Source organism: Brevibacterium marinum, from assembly GCF_011927955.1.
In the GTDB taxonomy this organism is placed as follows: Bacteria; Actinomycetota; Actinomycetes; order Actinomycetales; family Brevibacteriaceae; genus Brevibacterium; species Brevibacterium marinum.
The window spans coordinates 1,257,740-1,282,521 of sequence record NZ_JAATJN010000001.1 but is presented as its reverse complement, the minus strand read 5'-3'; the positions used below and the strand labels follow the sequence as shown (position 1 = coordinate 1,282,521).

At 65.8% G+C, this 24,782-nt stretch carries 15 protein-coding genes and 2 tRNA genes; 6 read left to right on the top strand and 11 right to left on the bottom strand.

All coding sequences use genetic code 11. From position 1 onward, the window contains the following. Positions 1-222: 222 nt before the first annotated feature. The 3 genes from BKA07_RS05530 to BKA07_RS05520 form a co-directional block, all read right to left on the bottom strand. Complete coding sequence (locus BKA07_RS05530) at positions 223-456, bottom strand: hypothetical protein (RefSeq protein WP_167950013.1); 234 nt, start codon at positions 454-456, stop codon at positions 223-225. Next, positions 453-1,850, bottom strand: coding sequence for an inorganic phosphate transporter (locus BKA07_RS05525; protein WP_167950012.1), 1,398 nt, complete (start codon positions 1,848-1,850; stop codon positions 453-455). Before BKA07_RS05525 ends, BKA07_RS05530 begins: the two co-directional genes overlap by 4 nt. A 224-nt stretch (positions 1,851-2,074) precedes the next feature. After that, a complete protein-coding gene (locus tag BKA07_RS05520) occupies positions 2,075-3,457 on the bottom strand; it encodes an aspartate aminotransferase family protein (protein ID WP_167950011.1) in 1,383 nt (460 codons plus the stop codon). A gap of 149 nt (positions 3,458-3,606) precedes the next feature. Between BKA07_RS05520 and BKA07_RS05515 the strand changes: the two genes are divergently transcribed. Beyond that, a complete protein-coding gene (locus BKA07_RS05515) occupies positions 3,607-5,199 on the top strand; it encodes a PucR family transcriptional regulator (protein WP_167950010.1) in 1,593 nt (530 codons plus the stop codon). Positions 5,200-5,257: 58 nt separating this feature from the next. Here the strand turns inward: BKA07_RS05515 and BKA07_RS05510 are convergent. After that, positions 5,258-5,346, bottom strand: a tRNA-Ser gene (locus BKA07_RS05510). 709 nt (positions 5,347-6,055) lie between these two features. Between BKA07_RS05510 and BKA07_RS05505 the strand changes: the two genes are divergently transcribed. After that, a complete protein-coding gene (locus tag BKA07_RS05505; protein WP_167950009.1) occupies positions 6,056-7,933 on the top strand; it encodes an LCP family protein in 1,878 nt (625 codons plus the stop codon). Beyond that, positions 7,930-10,092 (top strand): FAD/NAD(P)-binding protein, encoded by a 2,163-nt coding sequence (locus BKA07_RS05500; RefSeq protein ID WP_167950008.1) that lies wholly within the window; start codon positions 7,930-7,932, stop codon positions 10,090-10,092. Before BKA07_RS05505 ends, BKA07_RS05500 begins: the two co-directional genes overlap by 4 nt. Before the next feature lie 51 nt (positions 10,093-10,143). Here the strand turns inward: BKA07_RS05500 and BKA07_RS19730 are convergent, their stop codons facing one another. Together BKA07_RS19730 and BKA07_RS05490 are read right to left on the bottom strand one after the other, a co-directional pair. Then, complete coding sequence (locus BKA07_RS19730; protein WP_167950007.1) at positions 10,144-12,540, bottom strand: YhgE/Pip family protein; 2,397 nt, start codon at positions 12,538-12,540, stop codon at positions 10,144-10,146. Continuing rightward, entirely contained in the window at positions 12,537-15,389 is a 2,853-nt protein-coding gene (locus BKA07_RS05490; RefSeq protein WP_167950006.1) for an MMPL family transporter, read from the bottom strand. Before BKA07_RS05490 ends, BKA07_RS19730 begins: the two co-directional genes overlap by 4 nt. 165 nt (positions 15,390-15,554) lie before the next feature. On the opposite strand from BKA07_RS05490, the gene BKA07_RS05485 reads away from it, so the two are divergent. Both BKA07_RS05485 and BKA07_RS05480 read left to right on the top strand, forming a co-directional pair. Continuing rightward, the gene (locus tag BKA07_RS05485) at positions 15,555-16,196 is read left to right on the top strand and encodes a TetR/AcrR family transcriptional regulator (protein WP_167950005.1); all 642 of its coding nucleotides are present in this window, start codon (positions 15,555-15,557) and stop codon (positions 16,194-16,196) included. Positions 16,197-16,252: 56 nt separating this feature from the next. Continuing rightward, entirely contained in the window at positions 16,253-17,236 is a 984-nt protein-coding gene (locus BKA07_RS05480) for a hypothetical protein (RefSeq protein WP_167950004.1), read from the top strand. On the opposite strand, the gene BKA07_RS05475 is transcribed toward BKA07_RS05480, so the two are convergent. Both BKA07_RS05475 and BKA07_RS05470 read right to left on the bottom strand, forming a co-directional pair. Next, on the bottom strand, positions 17,224-18,375 hold the full coding sequence (locus BKA07_RS05475; protein ID WP_167950003.1) for a C45 family autoproteolytic acyltransferase/hydrolase: 1,152 nt from the start codon (positions 18,373-18,375) through the stop codon (positions 17,224-17,226). The genes BKA07_RS05480 and BKA07_RS05475 overlap by 13 nt on opposite strands. A gap of 112 nt (positions 18,376-18,487) precedes the next feature. After that, positions 18,488-19,585, bottom strand: a complete 1,098-nt coding sequence (locus tag BKA07_RS05470; protein WP_167950002.1) for an MBL fold metallo-hydrolase — start codon at positions 19,583-19,585, stop codon at positions 18,488-18,490. 359 nt (positions 19,586-19,944) lie between these two features. Between BKA07_RS05470 and BKA07_RS05465 the strand changes: the two genes are divergently transcribed. After that, entirely contained in the window at positions 19,945-21,330 is a 1,386-nt protein-coding gene (locus BKA07_RS05465; RefSeq protein WP_167950001.1) for an APC family permease, read from the top strand. 256 nt (positions 21,331-21,586) lie between these two features. Here the strand turns inward: BKA07_RS05465 and BKA07_RS05460 are convergent, their stop codons facing one another. From BKA07_RS05460 to BKA07_RS05450, 3 genes are all read right to left on the bottom strand, one after another. Further along, entirely contained in the window at positions 21,587-21,964 is a 378-nt protein-coding gene (locus BKA07_RS05460; RefSeq protein ID WP_167950000.1) for a VOC family protein, read from the bottom strand. Between the two features lie 251 nt (positions 21,965-22,215). After that, positions 22,216-22,306, bottom strand: a tRNA-Ser gene (locus tag BKA07_RS05455). Positions 22,307-22,506: 200 nt separating this feature from the next. Beyond that, the gene (locus BKA07_RS05450) at positions 22,507-24,651 is read right to left on the bottom strand and encodes a maltokinase N-terminal cap-like domain-containing protein (RefSeq protein ID WP_167949999.1); all 2,145 of its coding nucleotides are present in this window, start codon (positions 24,649-24,651) and stop codon (positions 22,507-22,509) included. Positions 24,652-24,782 lie beyond the last annotated feature (131 nt).

Sequence of the window (24,782 nt, the reverse complement as noted above, 5' to 3'; positions counted from 1 at the left end):
GCACCCGGAGCGCTGAAAGGCACCCCCGCAACTGTAGGGTGAGCGGCTCGGTGGAGGGACTGCCGAGCCGGCGGTGGTGACTGCAGCCAGCGGGGGTGACTGCAGCCGGCGGTGGTGGTTGCAGCCAGCGAGGGTGGTTGCAGCTGCTGGTGGTGAATGGGGCTCACGGTCCGGACGTACGCCAGGAGTCGAGGAGAGGCTCCTCGACATTCCTGACGAACCTCAGGCGCCGTGCAACGCCGGGACGATCAGGTAGACGCCGATGAGCACGACGACGCCGCAGATGCCGAAGACCGCCCAATAGCCGACCTTGAGAAGGGGTTTGTGCTGGCCCGCGGCGACCAGGTCGACGTGGACTGCCCGCATCCGCACCGCGGCGGAGAAGAGCATGATGACGACGACCGCCGATACCCAGGTCGCAATCGCAACGATGAGAAAAGCGCTCCACTCGATCATTTCGACCCTCCCTGGTCCGTGCGTGTCTCTTCGGCGTCGCCCGTGCGTGTCTCTTCGGCGTCGCCCGTGCGTGTCTCTTCGGCGTCGCCCGTGCGCGTCTCCGCGGCTTCCGTGCGTGGCTCCTCAGCATTCGAACCGCCGCCGGATTTCGCTTCGGCTCTGGCCGCATGCCGTTGCTCGCGGGCTTCGATCCGGGCTGCGCGCTTCATGGCTGCCCGCTTGCGGTTGCGGTCCTTGCGCAGCTTGCGCTTGCGTCCGCGGATGCCGACGGCCTCGCCGACGGTGTCGAAGTTCGAGAGCTCAGGGTCGGCGGCCTTGCGCGAGCTGAGGAAGATCCAGAGGACCGCGACGACCGCGACGACCGTGTCGATGACGACTCCGATGGTCCCCAGATGAGCGACGCCCGCCGCGATCCCACCGACAACGGCAGCCGCCGGAATGGTCAGCAGCCAGCCCGAAGCGATGCGTCCGGCGGTCGACCACTGGACGTCGGCACCCTTGCGTCCCATCCCTGAACCGAGCACCGAGCCGGACGCCACCTGCGTCGTCGACAAGGCGAAGCCCAAATGGGACGAGGCGAGAATGGCGGCTGCCGTCGACGTCTCGGCGGACAGCCCCTGGGCGGGCTTGACGGTGGTGAGCTTCGTGCCGAGGGTGTCGATGATTCGCCATCCGCCGACGTAGGTTCCCAGCGCGATCGCCAGCGCGCAGGCTGCGATCACCCAGATGTGAGGGCCGGTTCCATGGTCCTGCAGATTCGCGGACACGAGCACCAGGGTGATGACGCCCATGGTCTTCTGCGCATCGTTGGTGCCGTGTGCCAGGGCGACGAGTGAGGAGCTGAAGATCTGCCCGTATTTGAACGGCGCCCGGTGGGCTGTCCTGCCTTCACCGTTGCGTCGCGTGATGGAATAGGCCAGGCGCGTGCACAGATAGGCGCCCACGCCCGCGATGATCGGTGCCGCGAGTGCAGGCAGGACGACCTTGGACAGGAACACGCCGTAGTCGACGGAGTTGAGCCCGGCGCCGATGATGGCGGCACCGATCAGCCCGCCGAACAGCGCGTGGGAGGAGGACGACGGCAGGCCGAATCGCCAAGTCGCCATGTTCCAGATGATCGCACCGATGAGTCCGGCGAGAATGAAGTCCGGGGTGATCTGAACTCCCCCGTTGCCCTCTTTGATGATGCCGCCGGAGATGGTCTTCGCCACCTCGGTGGAGAGGAATGCACCGACGAGGTTGAGCAGTGCTGCCAGGGTGACCGCCGCTTTCGGCTTGATCGCACCGGTGGCGATCGGTGTTGCCATGGCATTGGCTGTGTCGTGAAAGCCATTGGTGAAGTCGAAGAACAGTGCCAGTGCGATGACGAGCACGACGACGAAGATGATTTCCACTAAGCGACCTTGAACGTAGACACAATTCGGACCGTGGATGATTTAGCTGACAGGCAGCGACCTCAATCGGAAAAAGTCTACCGCCTATTCCCCCTGATCTTCACCTGCTGTTCAACGCGATGCCACTCCCGACATCTCTCATTCACCTCTGATCTGGTTCGATGCGCCCTCACCGGATGAGTGAATGTATCGGCACTCACAGTCGCCCGGTGCGGGCACGACCGTCAGGCGGCGTACTCGTCGGCGATGCTCAGCGCTTCGTCGAGCACCTCGAGACCGAAGCGCAGGTCCGCGTCGGGGGTGTTCAGCGGCGGGACGACATGGATGCGGTTGAAGTTCGCGAAGGGAAGCACTCCGCCCGACTTCATGGCCGCGATCACGGCGTTCATCTCCGGCGAGCTGCCGCCGTATGCGGCCAATGGTTCGCGCGTGGCCCGGTCCCTGACCAGTTCGATGGCCCAGAAGCATCCCATTCCGCGCACGTCACCGATCGAGGGATGCCGCTGCGCCATCTCATGCAGTGCCGGGCCGATGATGTCGCGGCCGAGCCTGTCGGCGTTTTCGACCATGCCCTCGTCGCGCATCGCGGTGATGGTCGCCACCGCCGCGGCGCAGGCCAGTGGGTGGCCCGAGTAGGTCAGCCCGCCCGGATAGGCGCGGTCGCGGAAGGTCTCGAAGACTCCGTCGGAGATCGCGACCCCGCCCAGGGGGACGTAGCCCGAGTTCACGCCCTTGGCGAAGGTCAGCAGGTCGGGACGGACTCCCCAGTGGTCGAGGGCGAACCACCGGCCGGTGCGGCCGAAGCCGGCCATCACCTCGTCTGCGATGAAGACGATGCCATAACGCGATGTCAGCTCCCGTACGCCTTCGAGGTACCCAGCAGGAGGGCCGTAGATTCCGGCCGTTCCGGGCACGGTCTCAAGGATGAGCGCGGCGATGTTTCCCGGCCCCTCGAGGGTGATCATGTCCTCGAGGTGCCGCAATGCGCGCGAAGTCTCCTCCGCCTCCGTCGAGGAGCCGAAGTATGAGCGGTACTGATAGGCGGGCATGAAGTGGACGATGCCCTCGGCCGAATAGTCGTTGGCGAATCGACGCGGGTCACCGGTGGCGTTGACGGCCAGCTGGGTCCCTCCGTGATAGCTGCGATACGCCGACAGCACCTTGGTCCTCCCCGTGTGCAGCCGGGCCATCCGGATCGCATGCTCGTTCGCATCGGCACCACCGTTGGTGAAGAAGACATGGTCGAGGTCGCCGGGCGTGAGCTCGGCGACGAGACGAGCGGCTTCGGAGCGGGCGTCGTTGACGTGCTGAGGTGCGATCGTGCACAGCGAGGCCGCCTGCTCCTGGATCGCGGCGACGACCTTCGGGTGCTGGTGCCCGATATTCGTGTTGACCAGCTGGGACGACATGTCGAGCAGCTTCCGGCCCTCACCGTCCCAGATGTAGGGGCCTTCGGCCGCCAGAACCGTCATGGGGTCGAAGGGCCCCTGCGCCTGCCACGAGTGGAAGACGTGTGACCGGTCGAGATCGTAGGCCCGTCGCCCCGCGCGCAGCCGCTCGTCAGTGACAGTCCGGTCGAGGTCGTCGTTCGCATTGATCACAGTCATGATGTGTCGTCCCTTCGCAGTTCATTCCGCTTCGCCGAGGTGGTGCCGATCATTCAATGGTGATCCGGTCGAGCCCCATTGACCATGGACAGTGTGTCACCATTCGACCGAGACCATTTACACTGTGTAAACATGCTGGAGGTGAGCCCATGAAGGATCTGCCGCGGCGAGCGCCCGAACTGACGATCGCCCGACTGCTCGAAGTCGACGAGATCCGCCGCGGCGGTCCTGAGGTCGTGTCCGGGGCCGAGCACCTGGAGCGGGCGGTGCGGTGGGTCCATATCGCCGACTCGGAGAACGTCGCCCAGTTCCTCGAAGGCGGTGAACTCGTGCTGAGCACCGGACTGTCCTTCCGAGCCTCGCCCGAGTCCACCGCGATGTTCTTCGACCAGCTCGAATCCGCCTCCGCCTCGGGCGCGGTCATCGAACTCATCGATGCCGACGGCCTGGCCGATGAGGCGGCGATCGAGAATGTGCGAGCCGCAGCGAACGGACGCGGGATCCCGATCGTGATCCTGCGCCATCGGATCAAATTCGTCCGCGTCACCGAACTTGCCCACCAGGAACTGCTCAACCGTCAGCTCGCCCGCGTCGAGCGAGCGCGTACGGTCCACGAGGTCTTCACGCAGCTGAGCCTCGAAAGCGCCGGGGCACAGGACATCGTCGAGGCCACCTCTGAGCTGCTGGGCACGCCCGTGGCCCTCGAAGACGTCGGACATCGTCTTCTCGCCCACGCCGGTGACATCGACCCGACTCAGGGTGGCCGATCACGCAGGGACCACCTCGGCGAAGAAGATCCTCAGGGCAACCGGTGGCTGCAGGTCCCGGTGGGACTGCGGGATCGGCGGTGGGGTCGTCTGGTGGCTCCCGGCCATCGCGGATCCGATGAGGAGGCCGGCCAGGTCATCGAGCGCGCCGCCCAGGCTCTCACGCTGGCGCGGATGGCCGAGCGCGATGAGCAGGACCTCATCATCCAAGCTCAGGGCAGACTGATCCGCGAGATCATGGAATCGACCGAGACCGACGAGGAACGCGTCCGGGCCAGGGCCGCGGACCTCGGGTTCACACCACGGGCGGGGATGATTCCCGTTGTCGTGCGCGTCGATCGCGGACCGAGCACCGACCCGACCACGCTGCAGCTGCGGGAGCGGTCGCTGCATCGCGATTTCGTCTCGGTCGCGGCAGCTCACCGCTGCACCACCCTGTCGGCAGGGCTGCAGTCGGGATCATTCGCAATCGTGGTGGCACCGCCCAAGGGTGCCGATGACGAGGCGATCCTCGGACAGCTCATCATGGAGCTGTCCGCCCGGGACGCCACGGTCGGCGCGGGTCGCGCGAGCGAATCGATCGTCGACGCGGCGACCCGGCTCGAATCCGCCACGCAGGTGGCCGAGATCGCCTCGGCTCTCGAGCTGCGCCGGCGGCGGTTCTACCGGTTCGCCGATGTGCGACTGCCCGGGCTGCTCTCGTCCCTGCGCGGCGAACCGAGCGTGCGGGCCTTCGCCGAGGCGGAGCTGGCCCCTCTGCTCGAATCCGACGACGAGGAGATGCTCGTCCTCCTCGAACAGTTCCTCACCCACGGAGGCAACAAATCAGCCCTTGCTCGCAGCAGCTTCCTGTCCCGCCCCGCCCTGTACGCACGGCTGGACAGACTGCAGCACAGACTCGGCGTCTCACTCGAGGATGCGGAATCGCGCACCGCTCTCCACGTCGCACTGCTGTGGCTGCGCACGAACCGGTGAATCGAAAGACCCCCGCCCTCCCAGTGAAGCACTGGTCGGACGGGGGTCCTTCACAACGCGGAGTCGGAGGGATTTGAACCCTCGGTCCCCAGTTCAAGGGACTTCACCTTAGCAGGGTGACGCTTTCGGCCGCTCAGCCACGACTCCAATTATCGATTCGATGCCGCTCCGGGAAGACCGTCTCGAATCTGCAGTTCTCACTACGGAGAACAGCCTATGCGATACCGGAGCCGAAGAGCAAAGTGTATGAGCCACAAGTGGTCTCGATCATATTCACGGCAGGGTCACACCGCTGGGGAATCGGGGCGAACGACCCGTTTCCCCTGCCCGTGCACACTCGAATTCCAGCATTCATCAATCTACGGGCGTAAAATCGTTCCGAAGTGCTCTGCGGTTTGCGCTCTGACGGATCCGAGGACGATGCTACGGAGGTGCCCCCTGCGTCGGCATCGCTCGCGTGCTGACGTCGATGCCGATGCGCGTCGGTGTCCTCAGCACCATGAGCAGCGCACGCAGCACGAGACGTCACCTACGAGGAGTTAAGAACTTGCCAGAGATTCCCCCTGACAAGCACGGGCCAAAAGGGAACGACCCAGATTCTCGCCCCGCTGGTCACCGTCTCCGGGCTTCTTCTCGTCCTCGGTTCCGTGGTGAGTCCGCGGCCAGCGACGACGACTCCGCCTCCCTGCGTCCAGTATCGGGCCCACAGCGGCAGTCGAAATCGCAGAAGACGAATCCACAGCAGTCGAACTCACAACAACAGCAGACGAATCCACGGCAGTCGCAATCAGAGCAGAACGCGTCGAAGGCACCGACGCCTCGCCCGGTAGCGCCCCGCACTCGACGCGAAGCACGGATGCTTCGTGCCGCAGGAGCCAGCGGCGCCTCCATCGCTGGATCCGACGCCGACACACACAGCCGGGCCACCGCTGAACAGCGCCCGACACCCGACGATGCCGCCCGGCCCACCGGCGAACGCAACCGCCGACCCACCTCGGCGAGGGAATCGGCAACCACGAGGGAACCATCACCGGCGAGGAGATCGGCGGAGGAGCCATCGCTCGCAGATGCCGATCCGTCGGTGCGGCGCAGGGACCGCCGCCGGGAGGACGAAGCGGCCGCGGCCGAGTCTTCGCGTGCGCGCCGCCATTCCTCACGGGTCGGGGAGGCCTTCCCCAGCCTCGTCGGCTGGACGTCGCTGAGCACGCTGCTTCCGGGCGTCGGACTGCTGCGCACACGATTCCGCCCCTTGGGGCTCATCCTGCTCGGCGGGTTCGTCCTCACCTTCATCGTCGCCGCCGTCTACGTCCTCATCAAGGGACCGGTCCGCGCATTCGGCACGATCGTCTCGAGCCCTTCGCTGCTGACCTTCCTCGCGATCGCCCTCGCCGTCATCGGAGTGATCTGGGTCCTCGCGATCGTCGTATCCCACCTCGGGCTGCGCAGAGGTCACCGCTATGCCCCATGGCAGAACAAGATGGCGGGCGTCCTCGTCGTGTCCCTCGCGCTCATCGTCGGCATTCCCTTCGGCGTCGGCTCCGTCTACGCCAATGTCCAAGGCAATACGGTCTCCAGCCTCTTCGGCGACAGCACGGGCGACTCCCAGAGCGCCGAGGACCTGTGGGCCGACCAGCCCTACATCAACGTCTTCCTCATGGGCCGCGACAACGGCGACGACCGCGAAGGCACCCGACCCGACACCATGCTCGTCGCCTCGATCGACACGAAGACGGGCAATGCCGCGCTCATCTCCGTCCCCCGTAACCTCGCGTTCCCGATCTTCCCCGAGGGAAGCGGACTGGACGAACGATGGCCGGACGGGTTCCGACCCACGGGCCAGTCCTCGGTCGATCTCATCAACTCCGTCTGGCAGTGGGGCGAACAGAACGAGGACGTCGTCGGCGACACCCACGGGCTGGAGCCGGGAATGTCCGCCACGATGCAGGCCGTCGAAGGCTCGTTGGGCCTCAACCTCGACTACTGGGCCTCGGTGGACATGGCCGGCTTCGAAGACGTCGTCGATGCGATCGGCGGAGTCAAGATCGACGTCGAACGCCCCATCCCGATGGGCGGCGGCAAGTCAATGTCCGGTGTGGCCAACGAGGTCTACGACTGGGTCGATCCGGGCCCGCAGACACTCAAGGGCAAGGATGCACTCTGGTATGTGCGTTCCCGCGAGGGCAGCGACAACTATGACCGCATGTGCCGTCAGCAGCGCATGATCAAAACCACCCTCGATCAGACCGACCCGCGTGAGCTCGCCACGGCCTACCCCAAGCTCGCGAACTCGGCCACCAGGAACATCGCGACCTCGATTCCGCAGAATGAGGTCCCGGCCTTCATCGAACTCGCTCTCTCCATGCAGAAGGGCGAGGTCACGACGGTCCAGATCAACAACGATGTGACCCCCACCTACGACCCCGACTTCGATGTCCTCCACGAGTGGATCGAGGGTGAGGTCAAGGGTGCCTCCGACGGCGGGGAGACTCCCAAGCCCACCAACGATGCCGGCACGGACGAGAGCACGGACGAGAGCGGGGGCTCGTCCTCCGCCGAGGAGGAGCCTGCGGACGAAACCTCCGCCGAGCAGCCTGCCGACGACGGGGGCACGGGCGGCGCCGAGCCCACCAAACCGGGTGAGCCCAATGCTCAGGGCAAGTGCTACCCGAAGGGCTTCGAGCCCGGCGATGACTTCCCCGGCTACCCCGGCCCGGGAGCCGGAGAGCAGGAGTGAGCCCAGCCGAATCGGGAACCCCTGAGCCGCAGGACCACTCCGTCGCGATCATCGGCGCCGGGCCTCGCGGACTCTCCGTCCTCGAAAGGCTCGTCGCACTGGCCTCAGAGCGCTTCACGGGTGCCGACGCGCCGCCGGCCATCGTCATCCACCTCATCGATCCCTACCCGCCGGGTGCGGGGATCGTCTGGCGCACGGACCAGCCCGAGACCCTGCTGATGAATACGACGATCGCCGAGCAGACGATCTTTCCCGACTCCAGCTGCTCGTTCATCCGCCCCGATCCCACGAACGGTGCCCCCGATCCCACTGACTGCGGCCTCGGCCCCGATATGGCGCAGTGGTACCGGGACGCGGGCGGCACCGATCCCGTCGATTCGACGTTTCCCAGCCGGACCCTCTACGGCCGCTATCTGCGCGAGGCCTACACCCGCATCCGGGCGGCGGCCCCCGAGTTCGTCGAGATCGTCGAGCACCCTACGAAGGTCGAGTCGGTCATCGACCTCCCACCGGTCGAACCTCCGGGACACACTCGCCCGGGTTCGGCGACCGTGCCTGCCCAACTGGTCCGCTGTGAGGACGGAACCGCCATCATCGCCTCCGCCGTCGTGCTCGCAGTCGGCCACATCCCCAGCACGCAGCCCGAGGAGCGCGCCCGGCTCGCGGCTTTCGCACAGCGCAGCGGCGGGCGCTACATTCCCCAGGGCCTGCCGGCCGAAGCGCCCATCGCCGAGGTGTCCCCCGGCAACCGTGTCATCGTCCGTGGCATGGGGCTGAACTACTTCGACCTGCAGACGCTGTTCACCCGCGAGCGCGGTGGCCGCTTCGACCCGGATCCCGAGATCGCCGGCGAACTGAAGTACGTGCGCAGAGGTGAGGAGCCCCGGCTGCTGCTCGGCTCCCGTCGCGGCGTCCCCTACCGCAGCAAACCCATCTGCCCGGCGCACCCGCGTTCGCCCTGGCCGTTGCGCTACTTCACGCGGGAGAACATCGCACTGCTGGCCGGTCTCGCCGATCTCGACGGAGCAGGCAGGGCCGGTGCACGCTTCAATGACCAGCTGTGGCCGCTCATCCTCGCCGACCTGCGCCTGGCCTACTACAGCGTCCTGTCCCGGACCCGGCCGGAGGCGTTCGCCGGCGACCCCGGTCAGCTGCGCGAGGCCATCGCCGAGGCGGTGTCCCGACACCTGACCCGACGCACCTGGCAGGAGACCCACCCCGAATCACGTGAAACGTCCGAGTCGGATGAGACGTCCACTCCGGGCGAAGCCGCCGCCGAGACTGCTCGCCAGGGACGTGTCACCCGCGAGGCCTTCGCCTGGTCGGAGATCGAGGAGAGGCTCGTCCCCGACCCGGCTCACCGCATGTCACTGCACGAGCTGCTGAATCCGCTCGAGGGGCGACAGTTCGACAACCGCGCGCCCAGGCAGACGAATTCACTGCACGAGTGGATGCTCGATTTCCTTCGCACAGACCTCCACGATTCCCTCGCCGGGCCCACGGGCAGTGCGGAGAAGTCGCTGTTCAACGTGCTCTGGCAGGCCCGGCTGCTGCTCAAAGACCTCATCGTCGAAGGCCACATCGACCCGGTCAGCATCGACATGGAGATCTGCGGCTGGTTCGAGGGCTTCGTCTCCGGCATCTGCGACGGCCCTCCCCCGCAGCGCATCGCCGAACTCCTGGCGCTGGCCGAGGCCGGCCTCGTCGAATTCATCGGTCCCGATATGCGCATCGAAGCCGATCCCGATGCCACACCACCGGCGGGCCGGGATCGGCTTCCGCAGATCTTCACGGCCGCCTCGGCGCAGGTCGCCGGTGCCATCACGGGAAGCGTCGTCATCGATGCGGCATCACCGACGAATGCGGTGGCTCGGGCCGCCGATGTGCTGGTGCACGGGATGATCGAGCGCGGCCAGCTCACCCCCGCGCGTCTGAGGCTGGACGACGGTCGCGAGAAGCTCTTGGGCGGTCTGGCGCTCACCCAGCGCCCCTATCGCACGATCGACGTCGACGGCAGCGTTCATCCTCGCCGGTTCGCGCTGTCCATCCAGCTGTCCTCGGTCCAGTGGGGCCTGGCGATCGCGGCGAACCCGAACACGAACGCCGCAACGCTGAGCGACTCCCACGCCGCTGCGAGCGCGATCCTCGACCTCATCTGAGGCCCGCGGGACGGCGGCGCCGCCCCGGGCGGCGCCGCCCCGCGTCACCGCCTAGGCCATCTCGAGGGCGGCTTCGGGCTTCGTCGACCTGGCTCGCACGATGGCCAGCAGCGACATCACGACTCCGATGATCGCCCAGGCCAGCAGCCCGCCGTAGGCGGCGCCCACCCCGCTGGTTCCGGCCGCGATCGCGGAGAAGCCGTTCATCGCCGGCGTCAGTGGCAGGATCGGGGCGACGAAGTCGAAGAAGCCCGGCACCGCACCGATCGTCCGACCGGCGACGGCGAGGACCACCGCGATCACGGACAGGAATCTGCCCACACCGCCGAACCATGCCACGAGGGCGAAGTTGAGGACCATGAACACGAGCGCGGAGACGAATGTCAGCACCGCGATCTCAAAGCCCTGGACGGCATCGAGGTCCATCACGCTCACCGCCAGCACGGACAGCACCAGCGCCTGCAGCAGACCCACGATCGCACCGGGCACGAGTCCGCGCAGCCAGACGGCGAACGAGGACCTCGTCGACAGCAGGGTCGAGGCCAGGATCGGTTTGAGCACCGTGTAGGTGACGAGTCCGCCGACCCACAGCGCGAGCATGATGAGCAGGGCGATCGTCGATCCCTGCAGAATGTCGGTGCCGGAGTCGTCGCTCGGTGCCTCGATGTTCTCCGAGGCGACCGTGGAGAGCTTGTCACGCTCCGGGGACGAGTAGGTGGGGACCTCGTCCGCGCCCTCCTGCACTCCGTCGGCGAACTTCCCGACGCCCTCGGAATACTTCTCGTTGCCTTCGGCGAGCTCGTCCAGCCCGGCCGAGAGGTCTGAGGTGCCGGTGGCCGCGGTGGAGACTCCGGTGGTGTACTTGTCGAGCCCGGTCGAGAATTCGCTCAGCCCGTCCGAGAGCTGGCCGGCACCATCGTCGAGCTCACTCGAGCCGTCGGCGGCCTGGGCGACACCGTCGGACAGCTCCGGCATCCCGTCGGCGAGCTTCTGGTTGCCCTCGGCGACGCCGGAGGCGCCTTCACGCAGTCCCTTCGAGGCTTCGAGCAGCTTCGGTGCGTTCTTCGAGATGTCCTCCATCCCGTCGGTGAGCTTGCCGAGGCCGTCTTCGAGCCCCTTGACGAACTTGCCCATGCCGTCACTGAGTTCGTCGGCGCCATCGGCGAGCTTGTCCGCTCCGCCGAGCAGGGACTGTCCGTCCTGCTTCTCCTCCAGGCCGTCGACGGCACTGTTCAGTCCGCCCGAGGTGCCGTTGAGCAGCCCCTGGGCGTAGGCCCGTTCCGTTCCCTGGCAGACCTCGTCGGGTGTGCCAGGCTGGCAGAGTCCGGCCTTCGCCTGGTCGGCTTCGTCCTGGGTCATCATGCCCGCTTCGACGAGGTCGTCGAGACCGGTGACGGTTCCGCTCTTGGCGAGCTTATCGGCCTGATCGGCTCCTTCCTGGAGCCCGTCGCGATACTGGCTGAGTCCCGATGACAGCCCCTCGGCGCCCTCGGAGACTCCCTTGGCGCCCTTGTCGAGGTCCTTGCCGCCGTCGACGAGGTCGTCGATTCCGCCCTCGCCGGAGTCACCGGAGCCGGCGAAGCCCTTGATGATCTGGTCGATGGACTTCGTGTATTCGTCGACTCCCCCGGAGAGCTCTCCGGCACCGTCGGCGAGCTTCTGGGTGCTGTCGGGCAGCCCGGCCGTCTGCTTCTTCATCTCCTGCAGACCGTCCGAGAGCCCGGACGTGCCCTTCGACAGTTCGCCGGCACCCTGGGACAGTTCCCCTGCGCCTTGGTTGAGTTCCGTTCCCGAGGAGTCGAGTTCGGCCATGCCCTCGGAGAGTTCGCCCGCGCCGCTCGCGGACTTCTTCGTGCCCTTGGTCAGGTCCTCGGCACCGGTGTCGAGCTCCCCGGCGGAGTCGCCGAGCTGCTTCATCTGCTCGCCCATGTCGTTGAAGCCGAGGTAGATGTTGTCGAGGTAGGTCTCGGTCATCTGCGTGTTGAAGGACGTCCGGGCCACCCCGGCGACGGACTTCGCGATCTGCGTGTCGGCGGCCGGAGCGACTCCGGAGACGTCGACGTCGAGCTGCGTCTGACTGGCGGACTTCGCATCGTCGACCGAGGTCACGGCCCGAGAGAACCCCTCGGGGATCGTCAGCGTCGCAGCGTAGGATCCGTCGGACATGCCCTTCTTCGCATCGTCGGCATCGGTGATGACCCAGTGGATGTTATTGCCCTCTTCACCCACGAGCCCGCTGGTCAGCTGCCGGCCGACCGGCACGGTCTCACCATCGACCTCGGCGCCGTCGTCGTTGTTGACGATCGCGGCCTCGATCGTGTCGAGGCGGTCGGTGCTGTTGAACGTGGCCAGGATGAAGCCGGCGGCCACGATGATCGGGATGAGCACCAGGCCGGCCAGGGACAGCCAGGTCACGGGTCGTTTCGAGTTCGCACGTTCGAGTCTCACGACTGCACGCCTTCCATTTCGCTGCGACCGGCCGCGTGAGCTCGCACGCCGCCGTTGTCGATGTCGGTTCCACGCTCGGCCTCGGGGGCGGCCCCATCGAGATCGAGGTGGAAGTAGTTCGTGTTCGGGGACAGGACCCCGGTGACGTCGCCGTCGGGCAGACCCAACACGATCGTCGTGCCCTCGGCCTGCAGATCGTAGAGGAGATCGCGGAATTCGCGACCGTCCTCACCTGCCAATGCTCCGGCTTCGCCGATGATGAGCAGATCCGGCGCCGAGGCGGCCAGTCGTGAGAGCTCACGTGAGCCTGGCATCGCCCCCGACCCGAGGTCGAAGTACGGGACCCGACGACGGACCCGTCCCGCATGTTCGGGCAGGACCATGTCTCCGATCTTCATCTCGCCGGCGGTCAGCCGGACGCGGCCGGACAGGGCGAGCAGGAGCGCCCCGCGGGCGGCTCCGCCGGCGACGAGGATCTGACCCGGCAGCAGGGAGATGTCGACCCGGTCGAATCCGCGCCGACCCGAGCTGACGCCGATGCCACGGCCGTAGACCCGGTAGTCGGAGTTCGGTTCGGGCCAATCCCGCAGAGCCACCTCGTGGGCCAGGCCCTCGCCTTCGACGTCGAGCCTCGGCAAGATGCGATCGAGCCAGCTCGGCAGCCACCAGGCCTTGTCTCCGAGCAGATGCATGATGGCGGGCACAAGGGACATGCGCACGAGGAAGGCATCGACGAAGATGCCCGAGGCCAGAGAGAGAGCGATCGATTTGATGATCGGCTCACCTGCGGGGACGAAGGCGGCGAAGACGGAGAACATGATGATCGCCGCGGCCGAGACGACACGGGCGGAGGAGGCGAAGCCGGTCCTGATCGCATCCCGTGCGCTCGCTCCGTGGACGTAGGCCTCCCGCATGCCGGAGACGAGGAAGACCTCATAGTCCATGGCCAGACCGAACAGGATGCCCATCAGGATGATCGGCAGGAAGCTGATCACCGGTCCCGTCGAGTCGATGCCCATCGCCGATGCGAAGAGCCCGTCGTGGAAGACGAGGACCACGGTGCCGAAGGATGCGAAGACGGACAGCAGGAAGCCGCCGGTGGCCTTGATGGGCACGGCGATCGAACGGAAGACCATCATCAGCAGGATGATGGAGAGTCCGACGACGAAGATGCCGAAGGGCACCAGGGCCTTGCCGAGCTGATCGGAGACGTCGATCTGGATCGCTGTGGCACCGGTGACAGCGGTCTCGAAGCCGTCCTCGGCCTCGATGTCCGCGCTCAGGGCGCGGAGACGGTCGACGGTGTCCAGCGTCGCCGGGTCCTCTGAGCTCGTGGTCGGGATGATCTGGAACAGGGCCGTGGACGCGTCACTGTTCGGGGTCGCGAGGACGACCTGGTCGACGCCTTCGACATCCTCGATCTCGCTCTCGATCCTCTCGACATCGTCGAGGGGATCATCGGAGGTCACGATCTCGCTCGTCATGACCAGGGGGCCGTTGAACCCGGGGCCGAAGTGCTCGTCGATGAGGTCGTAGGTGGTCCGGGCGGGGGTGCCCTCCTCCTGGCTGCCGGCGGTCGGCAGGGAGAGCTGGAGATTGGAGGCCGGGATGGCGAACAGGGCCAGGCCGCCGACGATGATCACGATCGTGAGCGACGGAATCTTCGTCACCGCCTTGAGCCACCCCGCGAAGAACGTGTTCATGATCGTCTTCGGATACGGCTCACCGGCCTCGGCCTCCGCCTCGACGGCGATCGAATCCCGGGACGCGGTGTCCTCCGACTTCTCCTGGGCGGCGGCGAAGGCACGGCGGTAGCGCTTCGTCGGCTTCGGCGTGATCTTGGCTCCGGCCAGTCCCAGCAGCGCCGGGATCATCGTCAGGGAGATCAGCACGGCGATGACGACCGAGCCGGAAGCGCCGATGCCCATGACGGTGAGGAAGGGGATTCCGGCCAGGGACAGTCCGAGCAGGGCGATCATCACGGTCATGCCCGCAAAGACGACCGCTGATCCGGCCGTCGCGACTGCACGCCCCGCGGCTTCGAGGGGATCGTGGCCCTCCGCCAGGAGCGCTCGGGCTCGGGAGACGATGAACAGGGCATAGTCGATGCCGACCGCCAGGCCCAACATCAGCGCCAACATGATCGACGAGGAGTTGACCGCACCGAAGGCCGTGGAGCCCACGACGAGCAGGACGGAGATGCCGACGCCGATGAGCGCGGTGATCAGGGGCATGCCAGCCGCGCGGAAGGATCCGAGGGTCAGCAGCAGGACGATGAAGGCGACGACCACGCCGATGCCTTCGACCCAGGAGATCGCCACACCGGTGATCTGGAAGAGCTGACCGCCGCCTTCGACCTCGGCGCCGTCGGGCAGTGCGTCGCGCAATGGGTCGAGTTCATCCAGCAGCCGATCCGGGGCGGCCTCACCGACCTCCTGCTGGGTGCCGTCGTATTGGACGGTGATCATCGCGGCCGACTCGTCTTCGCTGATGGCGCCGTCGACCATCTCGTCGAACGGAGAGGTCACGGCGTCGACGCGCGGGAGGCCCTCGAGCCGCTCGACTTCCTTCTCGATCTCGGTCCTGTACGCGGAGTCGACGACCGAGTCGCCGTCATCGGCGACGACGATGACGTCGGCGGCGACACCGGAGGCTTCGGGGAAGGTCGCCTCCATCGAGTCGAGCGCGACCTGGGCCTCGGAGCCGGGGAGGGTGAAGTCATCGTCGAAGTCCTTCGCGAAGGCGGCGACACCGGCGGCGACGAGCCCGAAGATCACCACCCACAGTGCGATGACTCGGATGGGAGCACGGTAGGCACGACGACCCAGGGCGTACAGGAATGTTGACACGAAGACCTCGATACAAAAGTGTATTGGATACAGTACTGTATTGTTGTTGAACCGATGCCGTCGGCGCAAATGGATCTCGACATTCGTGAGGATTCTCATCGGATGATCAGAAAGTCCTGACGCTTCGCCGCACCCGCCCACCGACCCCCCTGGACGATTCACCGAATGAACACGGACAAACTCAGCGCGCGCAGACTGCACACCCGATCCACCCTGGTGGAGGCGGGTGTTTCCGTGTTCGCCGTCAAGGGCATCGACGGCGCCTCGATCGAGGAGATCTGCGAGGCCGCCGGCTTCACCCGGGGAGCCTTCTACTCGAACTTCTCCAGCCGCGACGATCTGATCCTGGCCACGATCGAGCAGCGGACCTCCCATGACCTCGACATGCTCGATGCGAGCATCGAACGCTGGCGCGATCGCCTCAACGCCAGCCATCCCGAGGACATCGAGGGCTTTCTCTCTGAGTTCGTCGACGAGACCTTCAGCCAGAAGAGGGCCACCGCCGCCGAGGTGATCGCCGAGCACGAGATCGAACTGTACTGTCTGCGCACCCCCGGCCTCTATCCCAGGTTCGCCGAACTGAGCTCGTTCCAGGTCGCGCGGATCCAATCGCTGATCGAGAATGCGCTGGGCTTCGCGGAGGCGATCTCGACGATTCCGCTCAAGGACCTCATCGAGGCGCTGACCGCCATCCATTCGCAGGCCGCCCTGCGAGCGGCCGCGGGCAAGGAGCTGCACGAGACGGTCGAGATCGACTCGACCCAGATGGTGCGCATCCTCAGCCGCCTGCTCGACTTCGACCGGTAGCTTTAGTCCCGGGCTTCGGGGCGTCGGGTGTGGGCCCAGGCACTAAGGTGGATGGGGTGAATGAACTACAGCGCGAATACTACGCCTTCATCAACAACATGGACGTCCGTCTCGGCGCATTCGTCCTCGCCGATCTGCCCGAGACCTTCGACAGGGAAGACGGGGAGACGGCGACGTTCCCCAAGGACTTCGGACCGAAGTCGCTGCCGATGCTCGAATTCTTCGTCCTCTCCCGCTTCTCCTCCCCCGACGAGGTGATCGACCCGGACAACCGCAGATTCGTCGAGGGCCTCATCCGCTACCTCGGCGAAACCTACCTCCGCGCGATCGGCGGAGCCTGGGACCACGACGAGGAGACCGGCAACGGAATGCCGTTCATCCGCCCGGACACCGAAGAGGGCCCCCTCAAGGGCGAGCCCATCCCGATCCTGGCGATCATCCTCGCCGCGGTCGATGCCCGAACCGCCGAGGTCTTCACGGCCGTCCTCGACAGGGCCCGCGAGAACCTGGGCGGCGACGGCACTCCGAGGCGCAGCAGCACCGGCATGTCGTTGGGGGCGCTCACCTCCGAGAACTCCAGCGAAGAGGAGGTCGAGTTCCTCTCGCGCTTCATCGGGACCGTGGAGCCCGGCATCGCCGCCTGGACGCAGGAACAGGTCGAACCCGCCTCGTGGGTCTTCGAACGCGAGAGCCTCGTCCGTCTCGGCAGGCAGCTGGCGGCCCGCTACGATTCACGCGATGAGATGATGACCGAGGAGGAGACTCCGTTCGTCGGCGGTGCGATGCGCTTCATCGGTGAGACGATTCGGCGGATCGGGTTCGGCCAGTGGCGCTACGGGGCAGGCCTCGAAGCCGATGACCCCCGCAGCAGACAGCCCTTCATCCGCTTCCTCGTCGGGAACCAGAACCTCGACATGGTCCCCTGGCGCCTGGCTCAGACGGCCCTCGAGGATCCGAACTCGATCGCCTCGGGCCTCGACACCGTCATCTCGATGCGCGAGGAAGAGGCTGCGAGCGAAGAGGGCGCTCAGAGCCGGTAGCGGCGGTTGCCGTGCAATCCGTCCGCCGGCGAGCCGGGAGCCAGATCGATCTGCCTGCGCTTCGGGTCGACCTGCACGGTGGCCAGGGTCGCCGAGCGATCGCCGTAGGCGGCACCGGGCGCGGGGGTGCAGGAGACCGGAGCCTGGCCGGGGCCGGTCGTGAGGAGATCGAGGAGTCCGACGGTGTGGACGTCGACGTGATCGGCTGCTGCCTCGAGGCGACGTTCGAGGTGGACATACCGTGCCCGCGAGGTCGAAGTCGGATTGAGTTCGAGGCCGCCGGGAGTCAGATCCGGATGCAGGAAATGGTTCGTGTGGAGCAGGTACCCCGAACCGCCCAGTGCCCCCGAGTCCCCGGCAGAGCCCTCGGCAGAACTCCCGGCAGAGCCCCCGGCGCGACGTTCACGCTTGCGGGCGTTGGCGATCTCGACCTGGACCACCTCGTCGGCGGTGACGACCGTGATGATCGATGAGGACGTGGTGGGTGCGGAGTGGATGATCTCGAGCGCCTCGGCGAGGGTCGTCGCCTTCGACAGCACGCGCTCGAGGATCATGTGGATCGGCACTCCCCCGGGCTCGTCGCCTTCGTGCTTGAGGATGTTGAGCAGGACGCCGATTCCTGCCTCGTTCAGACCGATCTTGCCGAGCATCCCGTATTCGGCGATGCCCACGTGTCGCAGCTGACCGGGCACGGCGCCGACGTCGTTTATGTGCCACAGCGTCGAGAAGTCGGCGGCCCAGTCCCAGTTCTGTGCCGCGATCGAGGCTCCGGGGCGGGTGAGGCTCACGGTCGAGCACTCCGTGGCCGAGCCCGCTGACAGGGTCATGATCTCGGTGCGGGCGATGACCTCCATCAGCTCGCCGACGTCGACTCCGGCGGCCCCGGCCACGGCGGCGATCTCCTCGGCGGCCTCCGGTGCCCATTCCTGAATTCGTGCGTGGCTCGCGGCGGCTGCGGAACGGACATCCGCCTCGGCGATGGTCAGGAATTCGAAGTAGCGGCGATACCCGGCGATCGCGGAATCGATGCCCGTGCGCAGCTCATGACCGCGCTGAACTCCGCGTCGGACGTGATCGTCGGCTCGGGAGGTGAAGGTCTCGGGCCTGACCTCGGCCGCGGGAACGTATTCGGTGGTCACTGGCGGCTCCTCTTCTCTCGTGGACCGATCATCCCACGTGGACCTGATCGTCTCATCCCTGCGGGGGAGGTCTCATCCCTGCGGGGCGAGGTCACCTCTGCGGGACGAGGTCTCATCTCTGCGGGACGAGCGAGCCCACCCCCAGGTCGATGTCCAGATAGTGCATGTGCGCGGCGGTCTCGGCCAGGGCGGCGAAGAGATTGAAGTTGTGCAGCGAGTCGAATCCGCGCGACCAGTGCAGGCCCTGCGCGATCGAGTAGACGCTGTGATCATCTGTGGCGTCCATCCGCTCCCTGATCTCGTCCAGGCGCTGCCGGTGGTGGTCGATGAGTTCGCGTCTGCGATCGTGGAGTCCGTGGAAGCGGAATCCGTGCGCCGGCAGCACCGCCATATCGGTGTCGAGCTCGCCGATCTTGTCCAGCGAACCGAGATAGTCGCCGAGGCTGTGCGTGATCGCGCCGCCGTCGAGTCCGATGTTCGGGGTGATCGTGGGGAGCACATGGTCACCCGAGAACAGCAGCCGGTCCTCGTCTCGGACGAAGACCGAGTGGCCGTAGGTGTGGCCCGGGGTCCACAGCGCCTTGAGCTCATCGGAGGCCAGCGGCAGCGCTGCTCCGTCGTCGAGGACGTGGATGGCATCGGGCATGCTGCTCATCAGCAGCGCGAAGTCGTTCTTGGAGCCGGCACCTGCGGAACCTGTGCCGGACTTCGCGCCCTTGCTGCCGATCTGGAGGCTCTCGACCTCGCTCCAGCGCTCCTCGGGAACCCCGTAGGCGCGGGCGATGCTGATGCTCGGGTCGACTCCGGTGCCGAGGTCCACGCTTTGGGAGAAGAAGGCCCTGATCGAGCGCAGGTCCTCCCCGTGCATGGCGACCCACATGTCGGGGTTCTTGTGCAGCAGCGCCGGCACGAGCCCGATGTGGTCGCGGTGGTAGTGGGTGATCGCGATTCCGTGCACGTTCGCCAGAGTGAATCCGATGGATTCCAGCGCCGAGGTGAGCGCCAGGTATTGGTCTCTGCCGTCCCACCCCGGGTCGATGAGGATCAGACCCGAACCGTCGGCGATGCCGTAGCAGTAGGTGTAGACGAGGGGATTGTTCGGGATCGGGACCGGGATCGCCCACACGCCTTCGGCGACCTTCTCCACCGTGGGCAGGACCCTGTCCTTCCACGCCGCCGACTGTGCTGAACTGAGCGTTTCGATCGCCATTGTCCGCTTCTGCCCCTCCTCGTCGAGCACCCACCTTGCCGATGTCGATCAACCTACTCCCTTTCTCCGGTTACTGAAAAGTCGTTCGATAGGCGGGATGGCTCCTGGTTGGACTGCGCATGGTCGGGACTGCATCAGGTCAGGACTGCTCAAAGAGGCGTGATCAGCGTTCGCCACCACTAGATTCGTCGTCAAGGAGGCATCACAGGTGACATTATCGTTCCTTATGACGATTCTGGTTGCGTTTTCGGTTGTCGAACGGATAGCATCTATGGCGCAGATCACTTCTGCGTCTGTGCGAATGCACGGTCGGGTGCGAGTGCCACGGCACCTGGCAAGACTCATTGGGGAGGATTGATATGGCCGCGTCAGGCACACTGAAACGCAACCTCGGGCTGTGGTCCATCGTCGGACTCGGCCTCGGATACATGACGCCGACGGTGGTCTTCGATACATTCGGAATCGTCTCGGGCGAGACGAACGGCGCAGTGCCCTCCGCGTACCTCGTCGCCCTCATCGTCATGGTCTTCACGGCCTTCAGCTACGGAAAGATGGTCAAGGTCTTCCCCACCGCAGGCTCGGCTTATACGTACACCCGCGAGACGATGAGCCCCGGGCTCGGCTTCCTCGTCGGGTGGACCTCGCTCATGGACTACCTGCTGCTGCCGATGGTCAACTGCCTCATCGCCCGGCTGTACATGGAGTCCTTGGTTCCTGAGGCGCCCGCGTGGCTGTGGGTCGTCCTCTACACGGTGATCATGACGGCCATCGTCACGACGTCCATGCGCGGCACCGCCAACTTCAATGCCATCCTGCTGGTCTTCGCCGTCACCATGGTCGCTCTGTTCTGCATCATCGCCATCGTCAATCTGACGAACGGTGAAGGTTCCGGAATCGTCTTCAGCGCCGAGCCCTTCATGCATGAGGGCGTGCACATGTCCGCAGTGCTCACCGGAGCCACCGTGGTCTGCTTCTCGTTCATCGGCTTCGATGCCGTGACGATGTACACGAATGAGGCCAAGCATGTGAACCTCATGCCCAAGGCGATCCTGCTCACGGTGCTCGCCGGAGGCCTCATCTTCCTCGTCGCGAGCTACTTCGCCCAGCAGCTCTTCCCCGACAACTCGCAGTTCAGCGTCGTCGACGATCCGCTGCCGGAGATCGGCCTGCTCACCGGCGGACACGTCTTCATGGGATTCTTCCTCGCTGCGGCCTTCGCCGCCACAATCGCCTCGGGCCTGGCTTCCCATGCCTCGGTCTCGCGCATGATGCTGGTGATGGGACGCAACGGCGTGCTGCCGCGCAAGGCCTTCGGGTACATCCACCCGAAGACGCACACCCCGATGTTCAACATCATCCTGGTCGGGGCAGTGTGCCTGTTCGCGATGTCGTTCAGCCTGGAGTTCATCTCCGCGCTGATCAACTTCGGAGCGCTCATCGCCTTCACCTTCGTCAACCTCACGGTGATTGCGCACTTCGCCTTCCGCACCAAGCAGGTCGTCGACTTCAAGTCGGCGTTCAACTACGTGGTCATGCCTGCGATCGGCGCAATACTGACCGGCTTGCTGTGGGTGAGCCTGCACCACACGGCGCTCATCGGCGGCGTCACCTGGTTGGCCCTCGGCGTCATCTACCTGGCCGTACTCACCCGCGGATTCAAGCGAAAAGTCCGCAGCTTCGACGACCCCGAGGCCGATGCCCACATGTCCGAGCCGGAGGCTGAACCGGAAGCCATTCATGACTGACGCCGCCTGAGGCCCGCGGAAGCTGAGCCGAGGCCGGCACCGCCCCGTCCTGATCGCCCCGTCCTGATCGCCCCGTCCTGATCGCCCCGTCCTGATCGCCCCGTCCTGATTTCGAGGGAAGAGAATGTAGATTTCACTGGGAAATACCTACATTCTCTTCCCTCGAAATCCCGAATACTTTCGTTGCATGCACGAGGGTGAGTCGTGATCCGTCCCTGCGCGAGGTTCAACGATAGATGGTGATCACGGGCCCGGCCTACGGCTTCGGCAATCGGGAACGCAGAAGGCAGAACTCATTACCTTCCGGGTCGGCAAGGACGTACCAAGACTCCTCTCCCGTTTGGCCGACCGTGGCCGGTCGAGCGCCGAGACCCAGCAACCGCTCCAGCTCAGCCTCTTGATCACGGTCCACCGGATTCACGTCGAGATGGAGCCGCAGTGGCTCGGTTTTCTCCTCCGCCACCAAGGCGAACACTATGGTCGGCGCCGGACCGCCGAAGCCGGATTCGGGCCCTATCTCTATATCTCCTTCTTCGCGACCCAGCTCGACATAGCCGAGCACTTCGCGCCAGAAGCGAGACATCATCTCAGGGTCACGAGAATTCAATACCAGTTCGGAAAGGTGACAGCTCATGAGTCGAACCTAGACACAGACAGGGGTCCAGGCAACCGTGCCCGTTCGCCTATCTCAGCGATCAACTACCACGGCGCTCCGCCCAATCAGAGCGCTCCAGCCAATCAGCTTCGCAGATCGGCGGCGCTACGACGATCCGCCAAGAGAGCTGGGCGACGGGCGCATTCTCGGCACTGTGAAGGGTGGGGAGTCCGAGGGTATGAAACGTCCCCGCTCACTTCGTCATCACGGAGCGAACGGGGACTTTCGTATGGCGGAAGCGGTGGGATTCGAACCCACGGAGCGGGGTTGCCGCTCAATGGTTTTCAAGACCATCTCCTTCGGCCGCTCGGACACGCTTCCAGCGGTTCGTCATGAACCCGGCCTGCCCAGCGCGAGGCCGAGCCACAACAGTTTCTCACAGACCGATTGTCATCTGCCAATCGACATCGGCGGTTGCGACTGATCGACAGCGGAGGCTGCGACCTCGACGAAACGCCCGCCGGTTCCGACTCCACCAGTTGGAACATGACGAGTCACGATGTCAATCACCGGTCACTCTGTCACTGGTGCTTCGAATCGTTTCGCTTCTCTGCATCGTCGCCGGCAGGCTTCATGTGCTTTCCGCCATGGGCGTGCCGACCGGTCGAGTCCGCGTCCTCTGCGGCGGCACCGCGTGCGGCGAATGTGGCCGGCACGGGTGAGACGACGAACTCGTCGGCTTCGTCCTCGAACTCCTCGTCGTCGAACACCGAATGCTCCGAGGAGGTCGGCCGACGAACCCTGGCGCGTCGTGTCGTTCCGCTCGACCGAGGCGCGGGACGCGGCTGAGATTCTGCGGCATCCTCGGCGGACTCCGCTTCTGCGAGAGGTTCGTCGGCTTCGACGATGATCTCAGGCGTTTCGGGGGCGTCAGCCGCCGAGTCTGCAGACGCCTCGGCCGTTGCAGGATCCTCAGCCGTCGCAGGATCCTCGGCCGTTGCAGACTCCTCGGCGGTTGCGGGGCCCTCGGCCGTTGCAGACTCCTCGGCGGTCGTGGCGACGCTGAGTTCCGCCTCGGCGGGGGAATCCGCCTCGCCGGGGGAATCACCGGGACGGCCGGGCTTGCCCTTGAGCACCAGGGTCAGTGTCGCCAAGGGAACCGAGAGCCAGTTGGGGCGGTTGCGCAGTTCAGTTACGACCTCGACGAGCAGCCTGTCGATGAGAGCCGCCCTCAGGACGGGATCGCCGAGTCCGAGACTCACACCTCGGGCTCGGGAGTATCCGCTGAGCAGCGAGTTCTGCACCTGCGAGGCCCAGAGGAATTCCGGGGAGTCGTAGATTGTGCGCAGAGCAGAGTTGTCATTGCCGAAGCCGTTGACGACGAGCCCGCCGTCCTCGGATTCGAGTTCACCGGTCCGCTGGAGCCGGGCGAACCCGGCCGCGTAGTCGATGCTTCGCAGCAGTGCCACGAGATCCAATGCCACCGGCTTGGGGTCCGAGTTCGTAGAATCCGTGAATTTCACGACCGAATACCCGTCCGTCGTCGAGCTCACGACGTGATCGAGGGTCAACTCTCCGTGGATCGTCTGGAGCACACCGACCGACTGCATCGACTGCAGCTTCGCGCGGTGGGCCCGCAGCTCGGGCACCAGCGAATCCAGTGCGAGGGGAGCCCGCCCCAGAGCCCAGTCGACGCGCTCGCTCCACTTCGTGGTGAGGAGCTTCGTCGGCTCCCCCGCGCCCTCGACGATGCCGAATTCGGCGGCCATGTCGGTGTGCAGCTCGCCGATTCGGCGACCCATCTCTGCAGCCTGTGCATTGTAGGCTCCGATCGATCCGGAGTCGACGGCGCAGACGATGTCGACAGCCTCGCGCCACGCGGGTTCGGCGTCGACGTCGACGTGAGTCAGCAGCGCCATCGGCGCTTCCATCTCGGTGACTTCGAACATGTCGTACCACCGGCCCGAGCCCCACCCGACGACCTCGGGGACGCTGCGTGAGCCCGCCTCGGTGAGCAGAACCGGAATCGTCAGCGATGACGGCATGCCGTGCTCCAGCACACGGAAGAAGCTGAGCTCCATCGGCTCGTACTCATCGTGGATGATGACCGTCGACTTGTGGGTTCCGGCATCGGCGGCTTCGATCGGCCGAACATCGATGTTGAGCTCCTCACGGGAATCCGCGACCAGGGCCGCCTTCGACGGCTTCGGCGGAACCACCTCGGCGGGGGCATCGGTCGATCGGGTCGCGGGCGACTGGGCAGGAGCCGAACGCGCCGACTGCTGATCACGCAGGGCCGCCTTCTCCTGGCTGTGGCGCAGCGATTCGGTGGACAGCTGACCGCCGTCGAAGACCTTGCGTTTCGTGATCGCATCGGCCATGAGGTTGACGAACACGGGATCGGCCGCACCGTCGTAGACGTAGACATGCCCCAGCGCCAGGTCATCGATCTGGCCGATAAGCGCCTTGCGCAGGTGCATGTCCTCGACCCCGCGCAGTGAGAGCGGAATGTTGAGTCGGCGCAGCGTGGGCCCATCGCCGACCGAGATCACGGTGACGAGTCCGGCGAATCCGCCGAGCTCCTCTGTCTTGAAGGTGAAGGCGCGGGCCACCGACATCGGGGTGATATCGGGGTCGCTTCCGAAATCGGCGGCGAGCTTCGGGAACCACGACTGCCGAGGTATCCAGCCGGCTAACAGTTGTTCCAGCTCACTGCTGATGGCCATGTCGCCTCCTTGGACGGTTTACGGGCAACTTCCATCCAACCATGTTAAGACCATCCTGTGATCCAGGGCGCACCCGAAATCATCAACTCGATTCCGGATTCGCCCGCCGTCTGCGCTCATTTATTCGCCGC

Coding starts and splice junctions, on each gene's coding strand:
- BKA07_RS05460 (WP_167950000.1), bottom strand. CDS start 21,964: ATGAGCTGTCACCTTTCCGAACTGGTATTGAATTCTCGTGACCCTGAG.
- BKA07_RS05450 (WP_167949999.1), bottom strand. CDS start 24,651: ATGGCCATCAGCAGTGAGCTGGAACAACTGTTAGCCGGCTGGATACCT.
- BKA07_RS05520 (WP_167950011.1), bottom strand. CDS start 3,457: ATGACTGTGATCAATGCGAACGACGACCTCGACCGGACTGTCACTGAC.
- BKA07_RS05485 (WP_167950005.1), top strand. CDS start 15,555: ATGAACACGGACAAACTCAGCGCGCGCAGACTGCACACCCGATCCACC.
- BKA07_RS05465 (WP_167950001.1), top strand. CDS start 19,945: ATGGCCGCGTCAGGCACACTGAAACGCAACCTCGGGCTGTGGTCCATC.
- BKA07_RS05515 (WP_167950010.1), top strand. CDS start 3,607: ATGAAGGATCTGCCGCGGCGAGCGCCCGAACTGACGATCGCCCGACTG.
- BKA07_RS05470 (WP_167950002.1), bottom strand. CDS start 19,585: ATGGCGATCGAAACGCTCAGTTCAGCACAGTCGGCGGCGTGGAAGGAC.
- BKA07_RS05530 (WP_167950013.1), bottom strand. CDS start 456: ATGATCGAGTGGAGCGCTTTTCTCATCGTTGCGATTGCGACCTGGGTA.
- BKA07_RS05505 (WP_167950009.1), top strand. CDS start 6,056: ATGCTTCGTGCCGCAGGAGCCAGCGGCGCCTCCATCGCTGGATCCGAC.